This window comes from Rhizobium sp. No.120 (genome assembly GCF_054558365.1).
On the sequence record NZ_BAAJNQ010000002.1, the window covers coordinates 13068 to 27326 of the forward strand.

Below are 14259 nucleotides of genomic sequence, written 5' to 3' on the forward strand. Positions count from 1 at the left end.
CTTGACCCCTTAGTGGCAGGGGAAGCCGAGCAGGTGACGGGCGTCATGCACGAATTCATGCACATACATGCCCGAGATGAGCGAGGTCGCGCCTTCTTCTGCGCCGATGAAATAGATCGCGAGCAGCATCAGAAGGCCGGCGAAAATGGCCCAGGGCAGGATTTGGCCGAGCGGGATCGGCTGCGGAACTGCGGATGGGGCGAAAGTGATGTCGGACATTGTATTTCCCTCGTTAAGAAAAGCGCGTTCCATTTGCGGAAGGGTTCTTGCGGGAAGGGTCTGGCTCTCGAGGGCGAAGTTTCCGTCATCGATTACAGTGGCGCGACCGCGCCGGGATTCCACCGGCTTCCACACCCGCAAGTGCAAGTTTATAGCTATCTGCAAATATGATTGTCAATCAAGCGCCACAGCGATGTGAAATCGCGACAAGAGCGTGCCAGGGGATGGAAATAGAGGAGTTTCATGAAAACGCGTTTGAGCTGGATTTGTCATGGGGCGACCCAAGCCCATCGAAATGGCTGCTTTCCCGATGACGAACCCTTGGAGGCGAAGGCGGCTCAGCAGGCTCAATCCTTATCCTTCGGGCTCGGGGCAATCGATCGGGTCTGGGCGAGCCCGGCCTTGCGTGCCCGCCAGACCGCCGCGGTACTTGGCCTCGATGCCATCCCGGACGTCGCCTTGCGCGAATGCGATTATGGCGACTGGCGCGGGCAATCTCTTACAGAGTTGCATGAAAAGGATTCGGAGTCCCTGGCGCTGTGGATGACGGATACCTCGGTCGCTCCGCATGGCGGCGAAGCCCTGTCCTCGGTCATGAAGCGTGTCTGCGAATGGATGGGAAATCACATCGACGATACCGGCCATATCGTTGTCATCACCCATGCGAGCGTCATTCGCTCTGCCATTCTGCAGGCCTTGCAGGCGCCGCCCGCGGCATTCTGGGCTGTTGATGTCGAGCCGTTCGGCATCGTCGAGATGACGAGTGACGGCCGGCGCTGGCAGCTTCGTTTCCCGAAAATGACAACATAGGGCAATACCGTAAACGGTATGGAGAAGTGGTGCCCGGAACCGCGCGAAAACGCCGGGCAGCGGGTTCGCTCTGCTGAAGCGGAAATGCTCTTAGCGGGCTGCTTTTGCGCGCTGCCGCTCGAAATGGACGAGATAGATGGCCAGCCCCAATGTCATTGCTGCCAGTCCATACCAGGTAATGGCATAGACAAGATGGCTGTTGTGGAAGGTGATCTGCGTCAGTCCGCCTACGGGCAATCCGCCGGGATTTTTCGCATCGTCTGCATCGATGAAATAGGGCGCCACCTTCTGCAATCCCCGGGCCTCGGCGATCGCGGTCACATCGCGTGAGTACCAGCGCTCCTCCGCAGGCACGTTCGAACGCAGCAGCGTGCCTTTTGGCTCGCTGATCCGCAACAGGCCGGTCACCGTGGTCTCCCCGGAAAGCTCGCCCTCGGCGCGCGTCGCCGGATTTCGCTTCTCTGTGGGAACGAAGCCGCGGTTGATGATGATGATCGTGCCGTCGGCAAGCTTCAGCGGCGTCAGCACCCAATAGCCTGCGCCGAGCGCAGTCGAGGCATAGACCTGCGCTTGCCTGTCATTGACGAAAGTGCCGCTTGCCTGGACATGCTTGTATTCGGAGTTTTCAGCTGTGATATCGGCCCATTGCGCCGAGCCGGGTGCCTGAACCGGCGGCGCATGTACGCGCGCATCGACCCTGGCGATCAAATCCAGCTTCCAGTGCAGTCGCTTCACCTGCCAGGTGCCAAGACCGATGAGGAGGGCAGTCAGAAGCAGAAGCAGCGATACCCAGATGACCAGGGTCAGCGTCGAGCGCGGCTTGCCCTGAGACGTGTTCGAGGAAATATCGGTCATGGCGCTGGTCTCCGGGGAGGCGCTGCCGCATGATTTCGGGAGGTTCAATTCTCTTCGCTGAAGATCATGCGCGGTCGGGAAGATTTGGCTGCGGCTTTCGGCATTTCAAGCATGCAACGCGCAGCACTCGGCGGATTTCACGCCGGAAGAGGGCGGGCCTTCGCCTGAAGGCCCGCCGTTCGAATTTACGGCATGTTGCGCATCATCTCGGGCGACATGGGCATCATGTTCGCGTTGAGGTGATGCATGACCCAGAGCGAGCCGGAGAGCGCGATGATGACGATCACGATGGTGAAGATCAGCGCCATCATGTTCCAGCCGCCTTCCGAGCGGGTGTTCATGTGCAGGAAGTAGATCATGTGCACGACGATCTGGATCGCGCCGAGAATCATGACGATCGCCCCGGTGACGGCCGGATCGGAGATGACCTTGCCCATGACCAGCCAGAAGGGAATGGCGGTCAAGATGACGGAGAGGATGAACCCCGTCATGTAACTTTTGAAGGTGCCGTGTGATGCCTCGTGGCCGCCATGATGATCGTGGCCGTGAGCGTCGCCGGAATGATGCGAATGGTTTGCGTTCGAGCTCATCCGAGAACTCCCATGAGGTAGACGAGGGAAAACACGCCGATCCAGACGACGTCGAGGAAGTGCCAGAACATCGAAAGGCACATCAGGCGACGCTTGTTTTCCGGGATCAGTCCATAGCGGCCGACCTGCACCATCAGCGTGATCAACCAGACGATACCGGTGGTGACGTGCAGACCGTGCGTGCCGACCAGCGTGAAGAAGGCCGACAGGAAGGCGCTGCGCTGCGGGCCGGCGCCGTCGAGGATCAGGTGATAGAACTCGTAGAGTTCGAAGAAGATGAAGAGAGCACCGAAGATGCCGGTGATCGTCAGCCAGATCAGCGTGCCCGACTTGTTGTCCTTCTCCATCGCCAGCATGGCGAAGCCATAGGTGATGGACGAGAAGAGCAGCATCGCCGTGTTGAGCGCGACGAGCGGCAGCTCGAAGAGATCGGCCGGCGACGGGCCGGCCGCATAGCTGTGGCCGAGCACGGCGAAGGTGGCGAAGAGGACTGCGAAGATCAGGCAGTCGCTCATGATGTAGATCCAGAAGCCCAGCATAGTGCTGCCTTCGGGATGATGCTCTTCCGTCAGGTAGAAAGCGGGCGTTTCGCCGTCCTTGGGAGCGTGTGCGGTTTGGGTGGTCATAAGTCTTACACCTGTCCTGCGAGCTGCTTCGTACGCTCGTTCTCGGTCTTGACGACCTCGTCGGCGGGGATGTGGTAATCGCGCTTGTAGTTGAAGGTATGGCCGATTGTGACGGCGATCATCGCGACAAAGGTGATGGCGGCAAGCCACCACATGTACCAAATCATCCCGAATGCGAAGCCGATGGAGAGAACGCCGAGGATGATGCCGGTGCCGGTATTCTTCGGCATGTGGATCGGAATGAAGCCTTCAGTCGGCCTGACGTAGCCGCGGTTCTTCATGTCCCACCACGCGTCGTGATCGTAGACGATCGGTGTGAAGGCGAAGTTGTAGGCCGGCGGCGGCGAGGAGGTGGACCATTCCAGTGTGCGTCCGCCCCAAGGGTCGCCGGTATGGTCGCGAAGCTCTTCGCGCTTCATGAAGCTGACGGCGAGCTGGATCAGGAAGCAAGCGATGCCGATGGCGATGAGGCCGGCGCCGAAGGCGGCGATGATGAACCAGATCTGCAGCGACGGATCGTCGAACTGGCTGACGCGGCGGGTAACGCCCATCAGGCCGAGAATGTAGAGCGGCATGAAAGCGAACCAGAAGCCGATCTGCCAGAACCAGAAGCTCATCTTGCCCCAGAAAGGATCGAGCTTGAAGCCGAAGGCCTTCGGGAACCAGTAGTTGACGCCCGCGAACATTCCGAAGAGCACGCCGCCGATGATCACATTATGGAAGTGGGCGATCAGGAACAGCGAGTTGTGCAGTACGAAGTCGGCCGGCGGAACGGCGAGCATGACGCCGGTCATGCCGCCGATAGTGAAGGTTACCATGAAACCGACCGTCCACAGCATCGGCGGCTCGTAGCGGATGCGGCCGTGGTACATCGTGAACAGCCAGTTGAAGAGCTTCGCACCCGTCGGGATCGAAATGATCATCGTCGTGATGCCGAAGAAGGAGTTGACGCTGGCGCCCGAGCCCATCGTGAAGAAGTGGTGCAGCCAGACGAGGTAGGAGAGGATCATGATCACGCAGGTGGCGTAAACCATCGAGGCATAGCCGAAGAGGCGCTTGCCGCAGAAGGTGGCGACGACTTCTGAGAAGACGCCGAAGGCCGGCAGGATCAGGATGTAGACTTCCGGGTGGCCCCAGATCCAGATGAGGTTGACATACATCATCGGATTGCCGCCGAGATCGTTCGTGAAGAAGTTCGTGCCGGCGTAGCGGTCGAGGGTCAGCAGAGCGAGCGTGGCGGTCAGGATCGGGAAGGACGCAACGATCAGGATGTTGGTGCAGAGCGAGGTCCAGGTGAAGACAGGCATCTTCATGAAGGTCATGCCCGGCGCACGCATCTTGACGATGGTGGCGATCAGGTTGATGCCCGAAAGCGTCGTTCCGATACCCGCGACCTGCAGGCCCCAGATGTAATAGTCGACACCGACATCGGGACTATAGGCGATGCCGGAAAGCGGCGGATAGGCCAGCCAGCCGGTCTTGGCGAATTCGCCGATGAAGAGCGAGATCATGATCACGATCGCGCCCGCCGTCGTCATCCAGAACGAGAAGTTGTTCAGGAACGGGAAGGAGACGTCGCGGGCACCAATCTGCAACGGCACGACGAGGTTCATCAGGCCGGTGACGAAGGGCATCGCCACGAAGAAGATCATGATCACGCCGTGGGCGGTGAAGATCTGGTCGTAGTGATGCGGGGGCAGGTAGCCTTCGGATCCGTTGAAGGCGATCGCCTGCTGCAGGCGCATCAGCAACGCGTCAGAGAAACCGCGCAGCAGCATGATCAGCGCCAGCACGACATACATGATGCCGATCTTCTTGTGATCGATGCTGGTGAACCATTCCTTCCAGAGATAGCCCCAGAGGCGGAAATAGGTCAGCAGGCCGAGCAGGGCGATACCGCCGATGGCGACGCCGATGAAGGTCACGACGAGGATCGGTTCGTGATACGGAATCGAGTCGAGCGTCAGCCGACCGAAGATGAATTTGTAGAGGTCCGGGTTGGAAAACATGGATTGCCTCTGTCCCTTATGAATGTCTTGTTATTGAGCGCACCGGATCAATGACCCTGATGCTGCGCCGAACCGGTCGACGAATCGGAAGAGGAGCCGTTGCCCATATCCATGCCCGGCATGGAGTTGTCTCCGTGCTGCATGGTGTGGCCGCCGCCGCCGTCGGCCTTGACCGGCGTGACCTCGGCCGAGGCGCCATCGCGATTGTCATAGATCAGGCGCTCGCGGTTTTCGTGGCTTTCCTTGCCGCCGCCACCCTTAGCGTCGATATGCATCATCTCGCTCATGCACATCTTGCTCGGATCGGCGCACATGTTGAGGATGGCGTTGTAGAGCCCGTCGTCGACAGCATTGAAGTAGCGCACCGGCTCGCGTTCGCTGGGCTTGGCAAGCGCCAGGTACTCCTGGCGGCCGAGCGCCGTGCCCTGGCTCTTTGCTTTCTGGACCCACTGGTCGAAACCGGCCTGATCCAAACCATGGAACTTGAAGCGCATGTGGGAGAAGCCGGCGCCGCTATAGTTGGCGGACAGGCCCTGGAATTCGCCTGGATGGTTGATGACGGCGTGGAGCTTCGTCTCCATGCCCGGCATCGCATAGATCTGGCCAGCCAGCGCCGGAATGAAGAAGGAGTTCATGACGGCCGAGGCGGTGATCTTGAAGTTGATCGGGCGGTCGACGGGAGCTGCCATCTCGTTGACGGTGGCGATGCCGTATTCCGGATAGAAGAAGAGCCATTTCCAGTCGAGCGCAACCACTTCGACCGTCAGCGGCTTCACGTCGGCGTTGAGCGGCTTGTCGGCGGCGATGCGGTCGAGCGGACGATAGGGGTCGAGCTGATGCGTGCTGATCCAGGTCACCGCGCCGAGCGCGATGATGATCGCAAGCGGGGCGGACCAGATGACCAGCTCCAGACGCGTCGAATGATGCCACTCCGGTTCGTAGGTCGCTTCCTTGTTCGACTGGCGGTATTTCCAAGCGAAATACAGGGTCAGGAAGATCACCGGGATGATGATGATCAGCATCAGCACGACCGAAATGATGATGAGGTCTCGCTGCTGCATGGCGATATCGCCGGAAGGGCCCATCACCACCAGATTGCAGCCCGACAGCAGCAAAAACAATGGGATGACAGACAAACGGCTGAAAATCTTCGATAGTCTTAGCACGTCTTAAAGCTCTTTTTGTTTCGACCCTACCGCGACTAAAGGACGGCGGTCATGAACGATATGAGGTGTTTCGTCGCACCGCAGCAAGATAGAGTGCATTGCGGTATGGAATGCTGTCCCACGTATCGGGAAAACCCTCGGAAATCCAGAAGGTTTTCTATTAGGCAGTTCGCTTTTGCCGGCGCTAATATACCCGGATCGGAACAAATGGCTATCACCGGCGGTTGTTCTTCGTCCGGAACGCGGCGCCAAAGGCAGATAATGGCTCGACTGATTGCTAATTTGCGAATTATTTCATTCTGGATACTTGATATGTTCGCACGTTTGATCGACATTTTCATTACGCGCGAATTCGTGGAGGAATTCGTGCCCGGAGAGGGAGGCTCCCGCGCATGGTCAGCGTAACGCATGAATCACTGAACCCCACATCTTCAACTCTGGAGAGCGATGCCCGCAGCATGCATGCGGGCGGCTCGGTCGCCCCCGGCAACATCGCCATCGGCGTGATCATTGGTCGCACGTCCGAGTTCTTCGATTTCTTCGTCTATGCCATTGCATCCGTACTGGTCTTCCCGAAGCTCATCTTCCCCTTCGCCGACCCGCTGCATGGCACGATGCTTTCCTTCCTGGTCTTCGCGCTGGCCTTCATCGCCCGCCCGATCGGTTCATTCATCTTCATGGCGATCGATCGTACCTATGGCCGGGGCGTCAAGCTGACGATCGCTCTGTTTTTGCTCGGCGGGTCCACGGCATCCATGAGCTTCCTGCCCGGCTATTCCGAGGTCGGCGTCTACGCGATCATCCTGCTCGCCATCTTCCGCATCGGGCAGGGGCTCGCACTGGGCGGTGCCTGGGATGGTCTTGCTTCGCTCCTCGCGCTCAATGCCCCGACCAACCATCGCGGCTGGTATGCGATGATCCCGCAGCTTGGTGCGCCGATCGGCTTCATGCTGGCAAGCGCCCTGTTTGCCTATTTCGTCACGAGCCTCACGACGGCGGATTTCCTCGATTGGGGCTGGCGTTATCCCTTCTTCTGCGCCTTCGCCGTCAACGTCGTCGCGCTCTTCGCCCGCTTGCGTCTGGTAGCGACAGAGGAATTCGGCACGCTCTTGGAGCGCCATGAACTCGAGCCCGTGAAGATGACGGAGCTGCTGCGCGTGCATGGCCGCGACGTCCTTATTGGCGCCTTCGTGCCGCTGGCAAGCTTCGCGACCTTCCATCTGGTCACGGTTTTCCCGTTGGGCTGGGTCACGCTCTACAGCGAACAGAGCTCGGGTTCGTTCCTGCTGGTGGAATTCCTCGGCGCGATCTGCGGCATTCTCGCCATCATCTGTTCCGGTATGCTCGCCGACCGGATCGGCCGCCGCAATCAGCTCGCCATCGGCGCGGTGCTGATCGCTTGCTTCGCCTTCGTGGCACCTTGGCTGCTCGATGGCGGCGCGACTGGCCGTCACATCTATGTGGTTCTCGGCTTCACGCTGCTCGGCCTTTCCTTCGGCCAGGCGGCCGGTGCCAGCGCTTCCCGCTTCAGCCAGAACTATCGCTATAGCGGCTCGGCTCTGGTGTCGGATCTTTCCTGGCTGATCGGTGCCGGCTTCGCGCCCTTCGTAGCGCTTGCCCTCTCCAGCCAGTTCGGCCTCGTCTATACCAGCCTCTATCTGCTGTCGGGCGTCGTCTGCACGTTGGTCGCAATCTTCTTCAGCAAGACGCTGGAGACGCGAGACAACTGAGAGCCAGATTTTAAAGTCAAAAGGCCGCGGCATGAAAGTGCCGCGGCCTTTTGTTTAAATTAATGTATGAGCCACGCGATTAGCGGCGCTGCCAGGACGTTCGTCACTCCTACAAGCACCATGACGAGACCGGCGATCGATCCTTCCTCACGGCCGATCTCATGCGCCTTGGCGACACCGATGCCATGCGCCCCCATGCCGTAAAGCGCACCGCGGGCCATGCCCGATTTCAGTGGCAGCAGTCGTAGCAGTGCCTGACCGACAACAGCGCCGAACAGACCGGTGATGACGACGAAGATGGCTGTCAGGTTGGGGACGCCGCCGATATCGCCTGAAACCACCATGGCAAACGGCGTGCTGACCGAGCGCGGCATCAGGCTGAGCCGCAGGCTTTCGTCGAGGCCGAAGAGGCTGGCAAGCCCCCAGGCCGAAACCATAGCCGTGGAGCTGCCGACGATCACGCCGAACAGCAGAACTGGCCAATAGCGCTTGATGAGGCCGCGCTGTTCGTAGATCGGTACGGCGAAGGCGACGGTCGCAGGCCCGAGCAGGGCCAGCAGCCAACGGCTGTCATGCATATAGTCCTGATAGTTTGCTTGCAGCATGAGAGCGATGGCGATCAGCACCGCCGGCACCGCTACCAGCGGCGACAGCCAGAGCGACGGCCGGCGCCGATAGAGGGCCTTTGATATGTAATAGAGACCGACCGTTGCTAGCGGCCAGAACAGACCTGATGCCGCGGTTTCAATCGTGGGCATGGTTTGCCGCTCCCTCGCGCATCATCAGGCGGTAGCCAAAGTCGATCGCGATTGCGGTGACGCCCATCACGATGATGGTGCCTGCGAAGATTACCGCAAGCACCTTCAGCCCGATGATGCCGATGAACTCGCCATGATCGAGCAAAGCCAGCACCGCCGGTACGAAAAACAATAGCATTTCGGCGAGAAACCATTCCGCGCCACGCTTCATGCTCGCCAGCTTCACCTTGCCGCTCGCAAACAGTGCCAGCACCAGCAGCATGCCGGCGATGGCGCCCGGTATCCGCAGATGTGCAAAGCGCACAATGGCTTCGCCCGCTTGCCAGAAGACAATCAGCAACAGGATCTGAGCGAGACGGCTCAATTTCGGATGGTTCTTTGGGTCGATACGCATGGGGCTCGGAAAAATTTGTCGGCCTGACAATAGGCGGGGTCCGCTTATGAGGAAAATGAATTGATTTCATAAAATCTAGTCCTATAAGGAATACTTATGGAGCTTCGAACACTGAAAGCCTTCGTCGAAGTGGTGCGCCAAGGCGGCTTTTCGGAGGCCGCGAAGGTGGTATTCACCACGCAATCGGCCGTCAGCAAGGCCGTGCGCCAGCTGGAGGACGAGCTCGGTCTGCAGCTGCTGAACCGCATCGGCCATCGTACGACAATGACGGATGCCGGGGAGGTGGTTTATCGCCGCGCGGTAGCGATCCTTGCCGGGCGCGACGATCTGCTGGCGGAGTTGTCGGAGTTGCGCGGCCTGTCGCGCGGCGCCTTGCGGCTTGGCCTGCCGCCTATCGGCAATGATGCGCTGTTTGCGCCGGTCTTCGCCGTCTTCCGCAATCGTTATCCCGGCATAGAGATCAGGCTGGTGGAGCAGGGCGCCAAGCGGCTCGAGGAAATGGTGCTGGCCGATGAGGTCGATCTCGGCGCCTCGCTGTTGCCGATGCCCGATGTCTTCGAGTGGCAGACCGTGCGCTGCGAGCCGATGCATGTCCTCCTACCATCGGCGCATCCGCTCGCGGGACAGCAAACGGTGCCGCTGGCCGCGCTCAAGGATATCCCCTTTCTCCTCTTTGAAACCGGCTTCGCGCTGAACGGCATCATTCTCGACGCCTGCCGCGCGGCCGGCTTCGCGCCTGATATTGCCGCGCGCTCAAGCCAGATCAATTTCATTGTCGAACTGGTTGCTGCGGGCCTTGGTGTAGGCTTCCTGCCACGGCTGATCGCCGAACAGCGCCAGCGTTCGGGCATCGCCCATGCGCTAGTCGTCGAACCCGGCATGGAGTGGAACATGGCTTGGATCTGGCGGCGCGGCGGCTATCTGTCACATGCCGGTCGCGCCTGGCTCGACCTCGCTGCGGAGATCGCGGCTAAATCTTGACTCCCATTATCAAACTTTTGTGATAAGCAGGCATCACCGTAAACTTGAAAAAAACGGTCAGGAAAAATATAGGCTACCGCATCGCCGCCCGATGACGGTAGTTTCCAAGCGAGAGGACTTAATGACTTTTTCCTTTACTCATCTCACCAGCGCGCTGGCGCTTGCCGCAGGCCTCGCCGTCGCTCCGATGATGGCGACAGCCGCTGAATCCGAAGGCATCGTCGTCTACAATGCCCAGCATGAGACGCTGACGCAGGCATGGGCGGATGGCTTCACCAAGGAAACCGGCATCAAGGTCACGATCCGCAACGGCAGTGACATGCAGTTTGCCAACCAGATCGTCCAGGAAGGCGCTGCCTCTCCGGCAGACGTTTATCTGACGGAAAATTCGCCGGGCATGGCGCTCGTCGATGCCAACAAGCTCTTTGCCCCTGTCGATGCCGCCACACTCGCCCAGGTGCCGGAAACCTTCAAGGCCGCCGATGGCAACTGGGTCGGTGTCGCCGCCCGTTCCACTGTTTTCGCCTATGACAAGACCAAGCTGAAGGAAGCCGATCTGCCGAAATCGCTGCTCGATCTCGCCGATCCCAAGTGGAAGGGTCGTTGGGGCGCTTCGCCGGCTGGCGCCGATTTCCAGGCGATCGTCAGCGCGCTGCTTGAGCTGAAGGGCGAGGACGCAACCCGCTCCTGGCTGAAGGCGATGAAGGAAAATGCGAGCTTCTACAAGGGCAACAGTGTCGCGATGAAGGCCGTCAATGCTGGCGAGGTCGAAGGCGCTGTGATCTATCACTATTACTGGTTCGGCGATCAGGCCAAGACCGGCGAAAACAGCAAGAATGTCTCGCTGCACTATTTCAAGAACCAGGATCCGGGTGCATTCGTCAGCATTTCCGGCGGCGGCGTTCTGGCGTCCAGCCAGCACCAGAAGGAAGCACAGGCTTTCCTGAAGTGGATCACCGGCAAGGGCGGCCAGGCCGTTCTACGCGATGGCAATTCCTATGAATATGCCGTCGGCAATGGCGAGGCTTCCAATCCGAAGCTCGTGCCGCTCTCCGAGCTCCAGGCCCCGAAAGTCGAGCCTTCGAAGCTGAACAGCAAGAAGGTTACCGACCTGATGACGGAGGCTGGTCTCATCTAAGGCGAAAGCCCGCGTCCAGCGCCTTTCGCGCGCGTTCGGCCGGGCTTTGCTCTTGCAACACTGTCCTATGCCCTGCTAGGGGCATAGGACATACGAATGGTCTCCAGGGCCGATAGATCGGGCAACCGCCGTCAGCGGCGGTTGCCTTCCTATTTCAGGGCGTGAAAGGCAGCTCGATTTGCTGCAGAAGAACACATATGCCGGCGAGGCCGCCGCCATGCGAATGCCCCCGTTGACGGCTGCTCCCCGTAGCCGTGTTCGGCATGCATCCGTCGTCGCCCTCGCTTCGATCGTGGCGCTTCTGAGCTTGGTCCCGCTCGGCTTTATCGTCTGGATCACGATCGACACCGGCTGGGCAGAAGTCGTCGCCCTGATTTTCCGTAGCCGCGTCGGCGATCTGCTCGTCAATACCGTTCTGCTCGAAGTCTGCACCATTCCGCTTTCCATCCTGCTGGCAGTGACGCTCGCCTGGCTGACCGAACGCACCGATATTCCCGGCGCGCGCCTCTGGTCCTGGCTGGCGGCCGCACCGCTTGCCGTCCCCGCTTTCGTGCATAGCTACGCCTGGGTCAGCCTCGTGCCGAGCATGCGCGGGCTCTGGAGCGGCGTGCTGGTATCGGTGCTCGCCTATTTTCCCTTCCTCTACCTGCCGGTCGCGGCCGCCCTGCGTCGGCTCGATCCGGCGATCGAGGATGCTGCCGCCTCGCTCGGCCTCGGCCCATGGCGTGTCTTCTTCCGGACAATCCTGCCGCAGCTTCGCCTCGCCATCTGCGGCGGCTCGCTGCTGATCGGCCTGCATCTCCTCGCGGAATACGGTCTCTACGTGATGATCCGCTTCGACACGTTTTCGACGGCCATCGTCGACCAGTTCCAATCGGCCTATAACAGCCCGGCTGCAAACATGCTCGGCGGCGTGCTCGTCTTCTGCTGCCTGCTGCTGCTTGGCATCGAGGTATTGGTGCGCGGCAACGAACGCTATGCCCGCATCGGGTCGGGTGCCGCCCGCCCCGCCGATCGCCGTCGTCTCGGTTGGTTCGTCGTTCCCGCGGTCGCGCTGCCCATCGTCACCGCTGCCTTGACGCTTGGTGTTCCCTTCGTCACCCTGGCCCGCTGGCTTTATCTCGGCGGTGCCGACGTCTGGCGGATCGATACGGTCGGCTCGGCCTTGCTGCAGACCATTCTTCTCGCGATCGCCGGCGGCCTCCTCGCCACAATTGCAGCAGCTCCGATGGCCTGGCTGTCGGTGCGTGCGCCCGGCCGGCTGCAGCGCATTCTCGAAGCCTGCCATTATTATGTCGGTTCGCTGCCGGGCGTCGTCGTCGCCCTGGCCCTGGTGTCGATCACCGTCCGGCTGATCCTGCCGCTCTATCAGACCTTTGCGACGCTGCTGCTCGCCTATGTGCTGCTGTTCCTACCGCGCGCCATGGTCGGCTTGCGCGCCAGCATCGCCCAGGCGCCCGTCGAGCTTGAGCGCGCCGCCATGGCGCTCGGCCGCACGCCGGCGCAGGCGGTACGGCAGATTACCATGCGGCTCGCGGCTCCCGGCTTTGCAGCCAGCGTCGCGCTCGTCGCGCTCGGCATCACCAACGAGCTGACGGCGACGCTGATGCTCTCTCCCAACGGTACCGAAACGCTGGCGACGAAATTCTGGTCGTTGACCAGCGAGATCGATTATGTTTCCGCGGCACCCTACGCCTTCATGATGGTCGTCCTGTCGCTGCCGCTCACCCTTCTTCTCTACGTGCAATCCAAGCGAACGGCCGGACAATGACCTTTCTGGCGATCAAGAACATCAGCAAGCGTTATGGCCCCGTGCAGGCGCTCGACAATATCGACCTCACGGTGGCTGCCGGCAGCCGCACGGCCATCGTCGGCCCGTCCGGCTCTGGCAAGACGACGCTGCTGCGCATCATCGCCGGCTTCGAAACGCCCGATGCGGGCCAGGTGGTGCTTCAGGGCGAAACCCTGGCGGATGGCGAAGCCATCGTGCCAGCGCATCGGCGCGGCATCGGCATCGTCTCGCAGGACGGCGCACTGTTTCCGCATCTGAGCGTATCGGAGAATATCGGTTTCGGCATGGAACGCGGTGCGCGTGATCGCGATCAGCGCATCAATGCCCTCATCGATATGGTCGAGCTCGATCGCGGCATGCTCGATCGCCGTCCGCATCAGCTCTCCGGCGGCCAGCAGCAGCGCGTCGCGCTTGCTCGCGCGCTCGGCCGCAAGCCGCGATTGATGCTGCTCGATGAGCCTTTTTCCGCTCTCGATACCGGCTTGCGCGAAAACATGCGCAAGGCCGTCGCCCGCGTGCTGCAGATCGCCGGCATCACCGCAGTCCTGGTGACGCATGATCAGGCGGAGGCGCTGTCCTTTGCCGACCAAGTCGCTGTCCTGCGCGAAGGCAAGCTTATACAGGCAGGCACGCCGCAGGCGCTCTATCTCAGCCCCAGGGATCGGGAGACCGCGCTCTTCCTTGGCGATGCCATCGTGCTGCCCGCCGATCTCGATCAAGGATTCGCCAAATGTGTTCTCGGGCAGATTCCGGTCGGTGCCAATAGCCGGCAGGGGCGCACCGACATCATGTTACGGCCCGAGCAATTGCGTCTTCGGGCGATCGATGAGGCCGGAACGGATGCTGCCTGTATCGGCAAGGTAACCGAAATCGAGTTTGGCGGAGCTGTCTGCGCTGTTACGGTCGTACTCTCCAACGGCTCCGAGACGCTGAATATCAAGAGCTCCGGCGTCGGCCTGCCCGAAGTCGGCAGCATGGTTTCGGTGGGCGTGGTCGGCAAGGCACATGTGTTCGACGGGCTCGACACCTGAGCGTTAATTCGGGTTGAAGCAGGCGATGCTTTGGGGAAGATAAAGCATGTCGCGCAAAAGTGTGCAGCGGTTTTGCGACAACGACATGCGTCAATTCAAGGTCCCAAAGCGCAAGAAGCGAATCTGAAAGATTGCGGTGTGCTTTAGGCACCCATCATCG

Annotated in this window: 14 protein-coding genes; 6 read left to right on the forward strand and 8 right to left on the reverse strand. The window is 60.5% G+C overall.

Translation table 11 applies throughout. The features are described from left to right. Positions 1 to 9: 9 nt before the first annotated feature. A complete protein-coding gene (locus ACYJRZ_RS05740; protein ID WP_459457007.1) occupies positions 10 to 219 on the reverse strand; it encodes a CbtB domain-containing protein in 210 nt (69 codons plus the stop codon). A 243-nt stretch (positions 220 to 462) separates the two neighbouring features. Between ACYJRZ_RS05740 and ACYJRZ_RS05745 the strand changes: the two genes are divergently transcribed. After that, positions 463 to 1029, forward strand: a complete 567-nt coding sequence (locus ACYJRZ_RS05745; protein WP_459457009.1) for a histidine phosphatase family protein — start codon at positions 463 to 465, stop codon at positions 1027 to 1029. Between the two features lie 90 nt (positions 1030 to 1119). Here the strand turns inward: ACYJRZ_RS05745 and ACYJRZ_RS05750 are convergent, their stop codons facing one another. The 5 genes from ACYJRZ_RS05750 to cyoA form a co-directional block, all read right to left on the reverse strand. After that, on the reverse strand, positions 1120 to 1884 hold the full coding sequence (locus ACYJRZ_RS05750; RefSeq protein WP_459457011.1) for an SURF1 family protein: 765 nt from the start codon (positions 1882 to 1884) through the stop codon (positions 1120 to 1122). A gap of 185 nt (positions 1885 to 2069) precedes the next feature. Continuing rightward, complete coding sequence (gene cyoD / locus ACYJRZ_RS05755) at positions 2070 to 2474, reverse strand: cytochrome o ubiquinol oxidase subunit IV (RefSeq protein ID WP_112338512.1); 405 nt, start codon at positions 2472 to 2474, stop codon at positions 2070 to 2072. Next, the gene (cyoC, locus tag ACYJRZ_RS05760; RefSeq protein WP_459457013.1) at positions 2471 to 3100 is read right to left on the reverse strand and encodes a cytochrome o ubiquinol oxidase subunit III; all 630 of its coding nucleotides are present in this window, start codon (positions 3098 to 3100) and stop codon (positions 2471 to 2473) included. Before cyoC ends, cyoD begins: the two co-directional genes overlap by 4 nt. A gap of 5 nt (positions 3101 to 3105) precedes the next feature. Next, positions 3106 to 5109 carry a cytochrome o ubiquinol oxidase subunit I gene (gene cyoB / locus ACYJRZ_RS05765; protein ID WP_459457015.1) on the reverse strand — a complete coding sequence of 668 codons (2004 nt, stop codon included), beginning with the start codon at positions 5107 to 5109 and terminating at the stop codon, positions 3106 to 3108. 47 nt (positions 5110 to 5156) lie between these two features. Further along, positions 5157 to 6275, reverse strand: a complete 1119-nt coding sequence (gene cyoA / locus ACYJRZ_RS05770) for a ubiquinol oxidase subunit II (protein ID WP_459457017.1) — start codon at positions 6273 to 6275, stop codon at positions 5157 to 5159. A gap of 392 nt (positions 6276 to 6667) precedes the next feature. On the opposite strand from cyoA, the gene ACYJRZ_RS05775 reads away from it, so the two are divergent. Beyond that, positions 6668 to 8005, forward strand: a complete 1338-nt coding sequence (locus ACYJRZ_RS05775; protein ID WP_459457019.1) for an MFS transporter — start codon at positions 6668 to 6670, stop codon at positions 8003 to 8005. Between the two features lie 59 nt (positions 8006 to 8064). On the opposite strand, the gene ACYJRZ_RS05780 is transcribed toward ACYJRZ_RS05775, so the two are convergent. Together ACYJRZ_RS05780 and ACYJRZ_RS05785 are read right to left on the reverse strand one after the other, a co-directional pair. Beyond that, positions 8065 to 8763, reverse strand: a complete 699-nt coding sequence (locus ACYJRZ_RS05780; RefSeq protein WP_459457021.1) for an LrgB family protein — start codon at positions 8761 to 8763, stop codon at positions 8065 to 8067. Continuing rightward, on the reverse strand, positions 8750 to 9157 hold the full coding sequence (locus tag ACYJRZ_RS05785) for a CidA/LrgA family protein (RefSeq protein ID WP_459457023.1): 408 nt from the start codon (positions 9155 to 9157) through the stop codon (positions 8750 to 8752). The genes ACYJRZ_RS05780 and ACYJRZ_RS05785 overlap by 14 nt, the downstream gene beginning before the upstream one ends. Positions 9158 to 9253: 96 nt before the next feature. Between ACYJRZ_RS05785 and ACYJRZ_RS05790 the strand changes: the two genes are divergently transcribed. From ACYJRZ_RS05790 to ACYJRZ_RS05805, 4 genes are all read left to right on the forward strand, one after another. Beyond that, entirely contained in the window at positions 9254 to 10138 is an 885-nt protein-coding gene (locus ACYJRZ_RS05790) for a LysR family transcriptional regulator (RefSeq protein ID WP_459457025.1), read from the forward strand. Between the two features lie 121 nt (positions 10139 to 10259). After that, complete coding sequence (locus tag ACYJRZ_RS05795; protein WP_459457027.1) at positions 10260 to 11276, forward strand: iron ABC transporter substrate-binding protein; 1017 nt, start codon at positions 10260 to 10262, stop codon at positions 11274 to 11276. A gap of 217 nt (positions 11277 to 11493) precedes the next feature. Beyond that, the gene (locus tag ACYJRZ_RS05800; RefSeq protein ID WP_459458647.1) at positions 11494 to 13047 is read left to right on the forward strand and encodes an ABC transporter permease; all 1554 of its coding nucleotides are present in this window, start codon (positions 11494 to 11496) and stop codon (positions 13045 to 13047) included. Then, positions 13044 to 14099, forward strand: coding sequence for an ABC transporter ATP-binding protein (locus ACYJRZ_RS05805; protein ID WP_459457029.1), 1056 nt, complete (start codon positions 13044 to 13046; stop codon positions 14097 to 14099). Before ACYJRZ_RS05800 ends, ACYJRZ_RS05805 begins: the two co-directional genes overlap by 4 nt. Positions 14100 to 14259 lie beyond the last annotated feature (160 nt).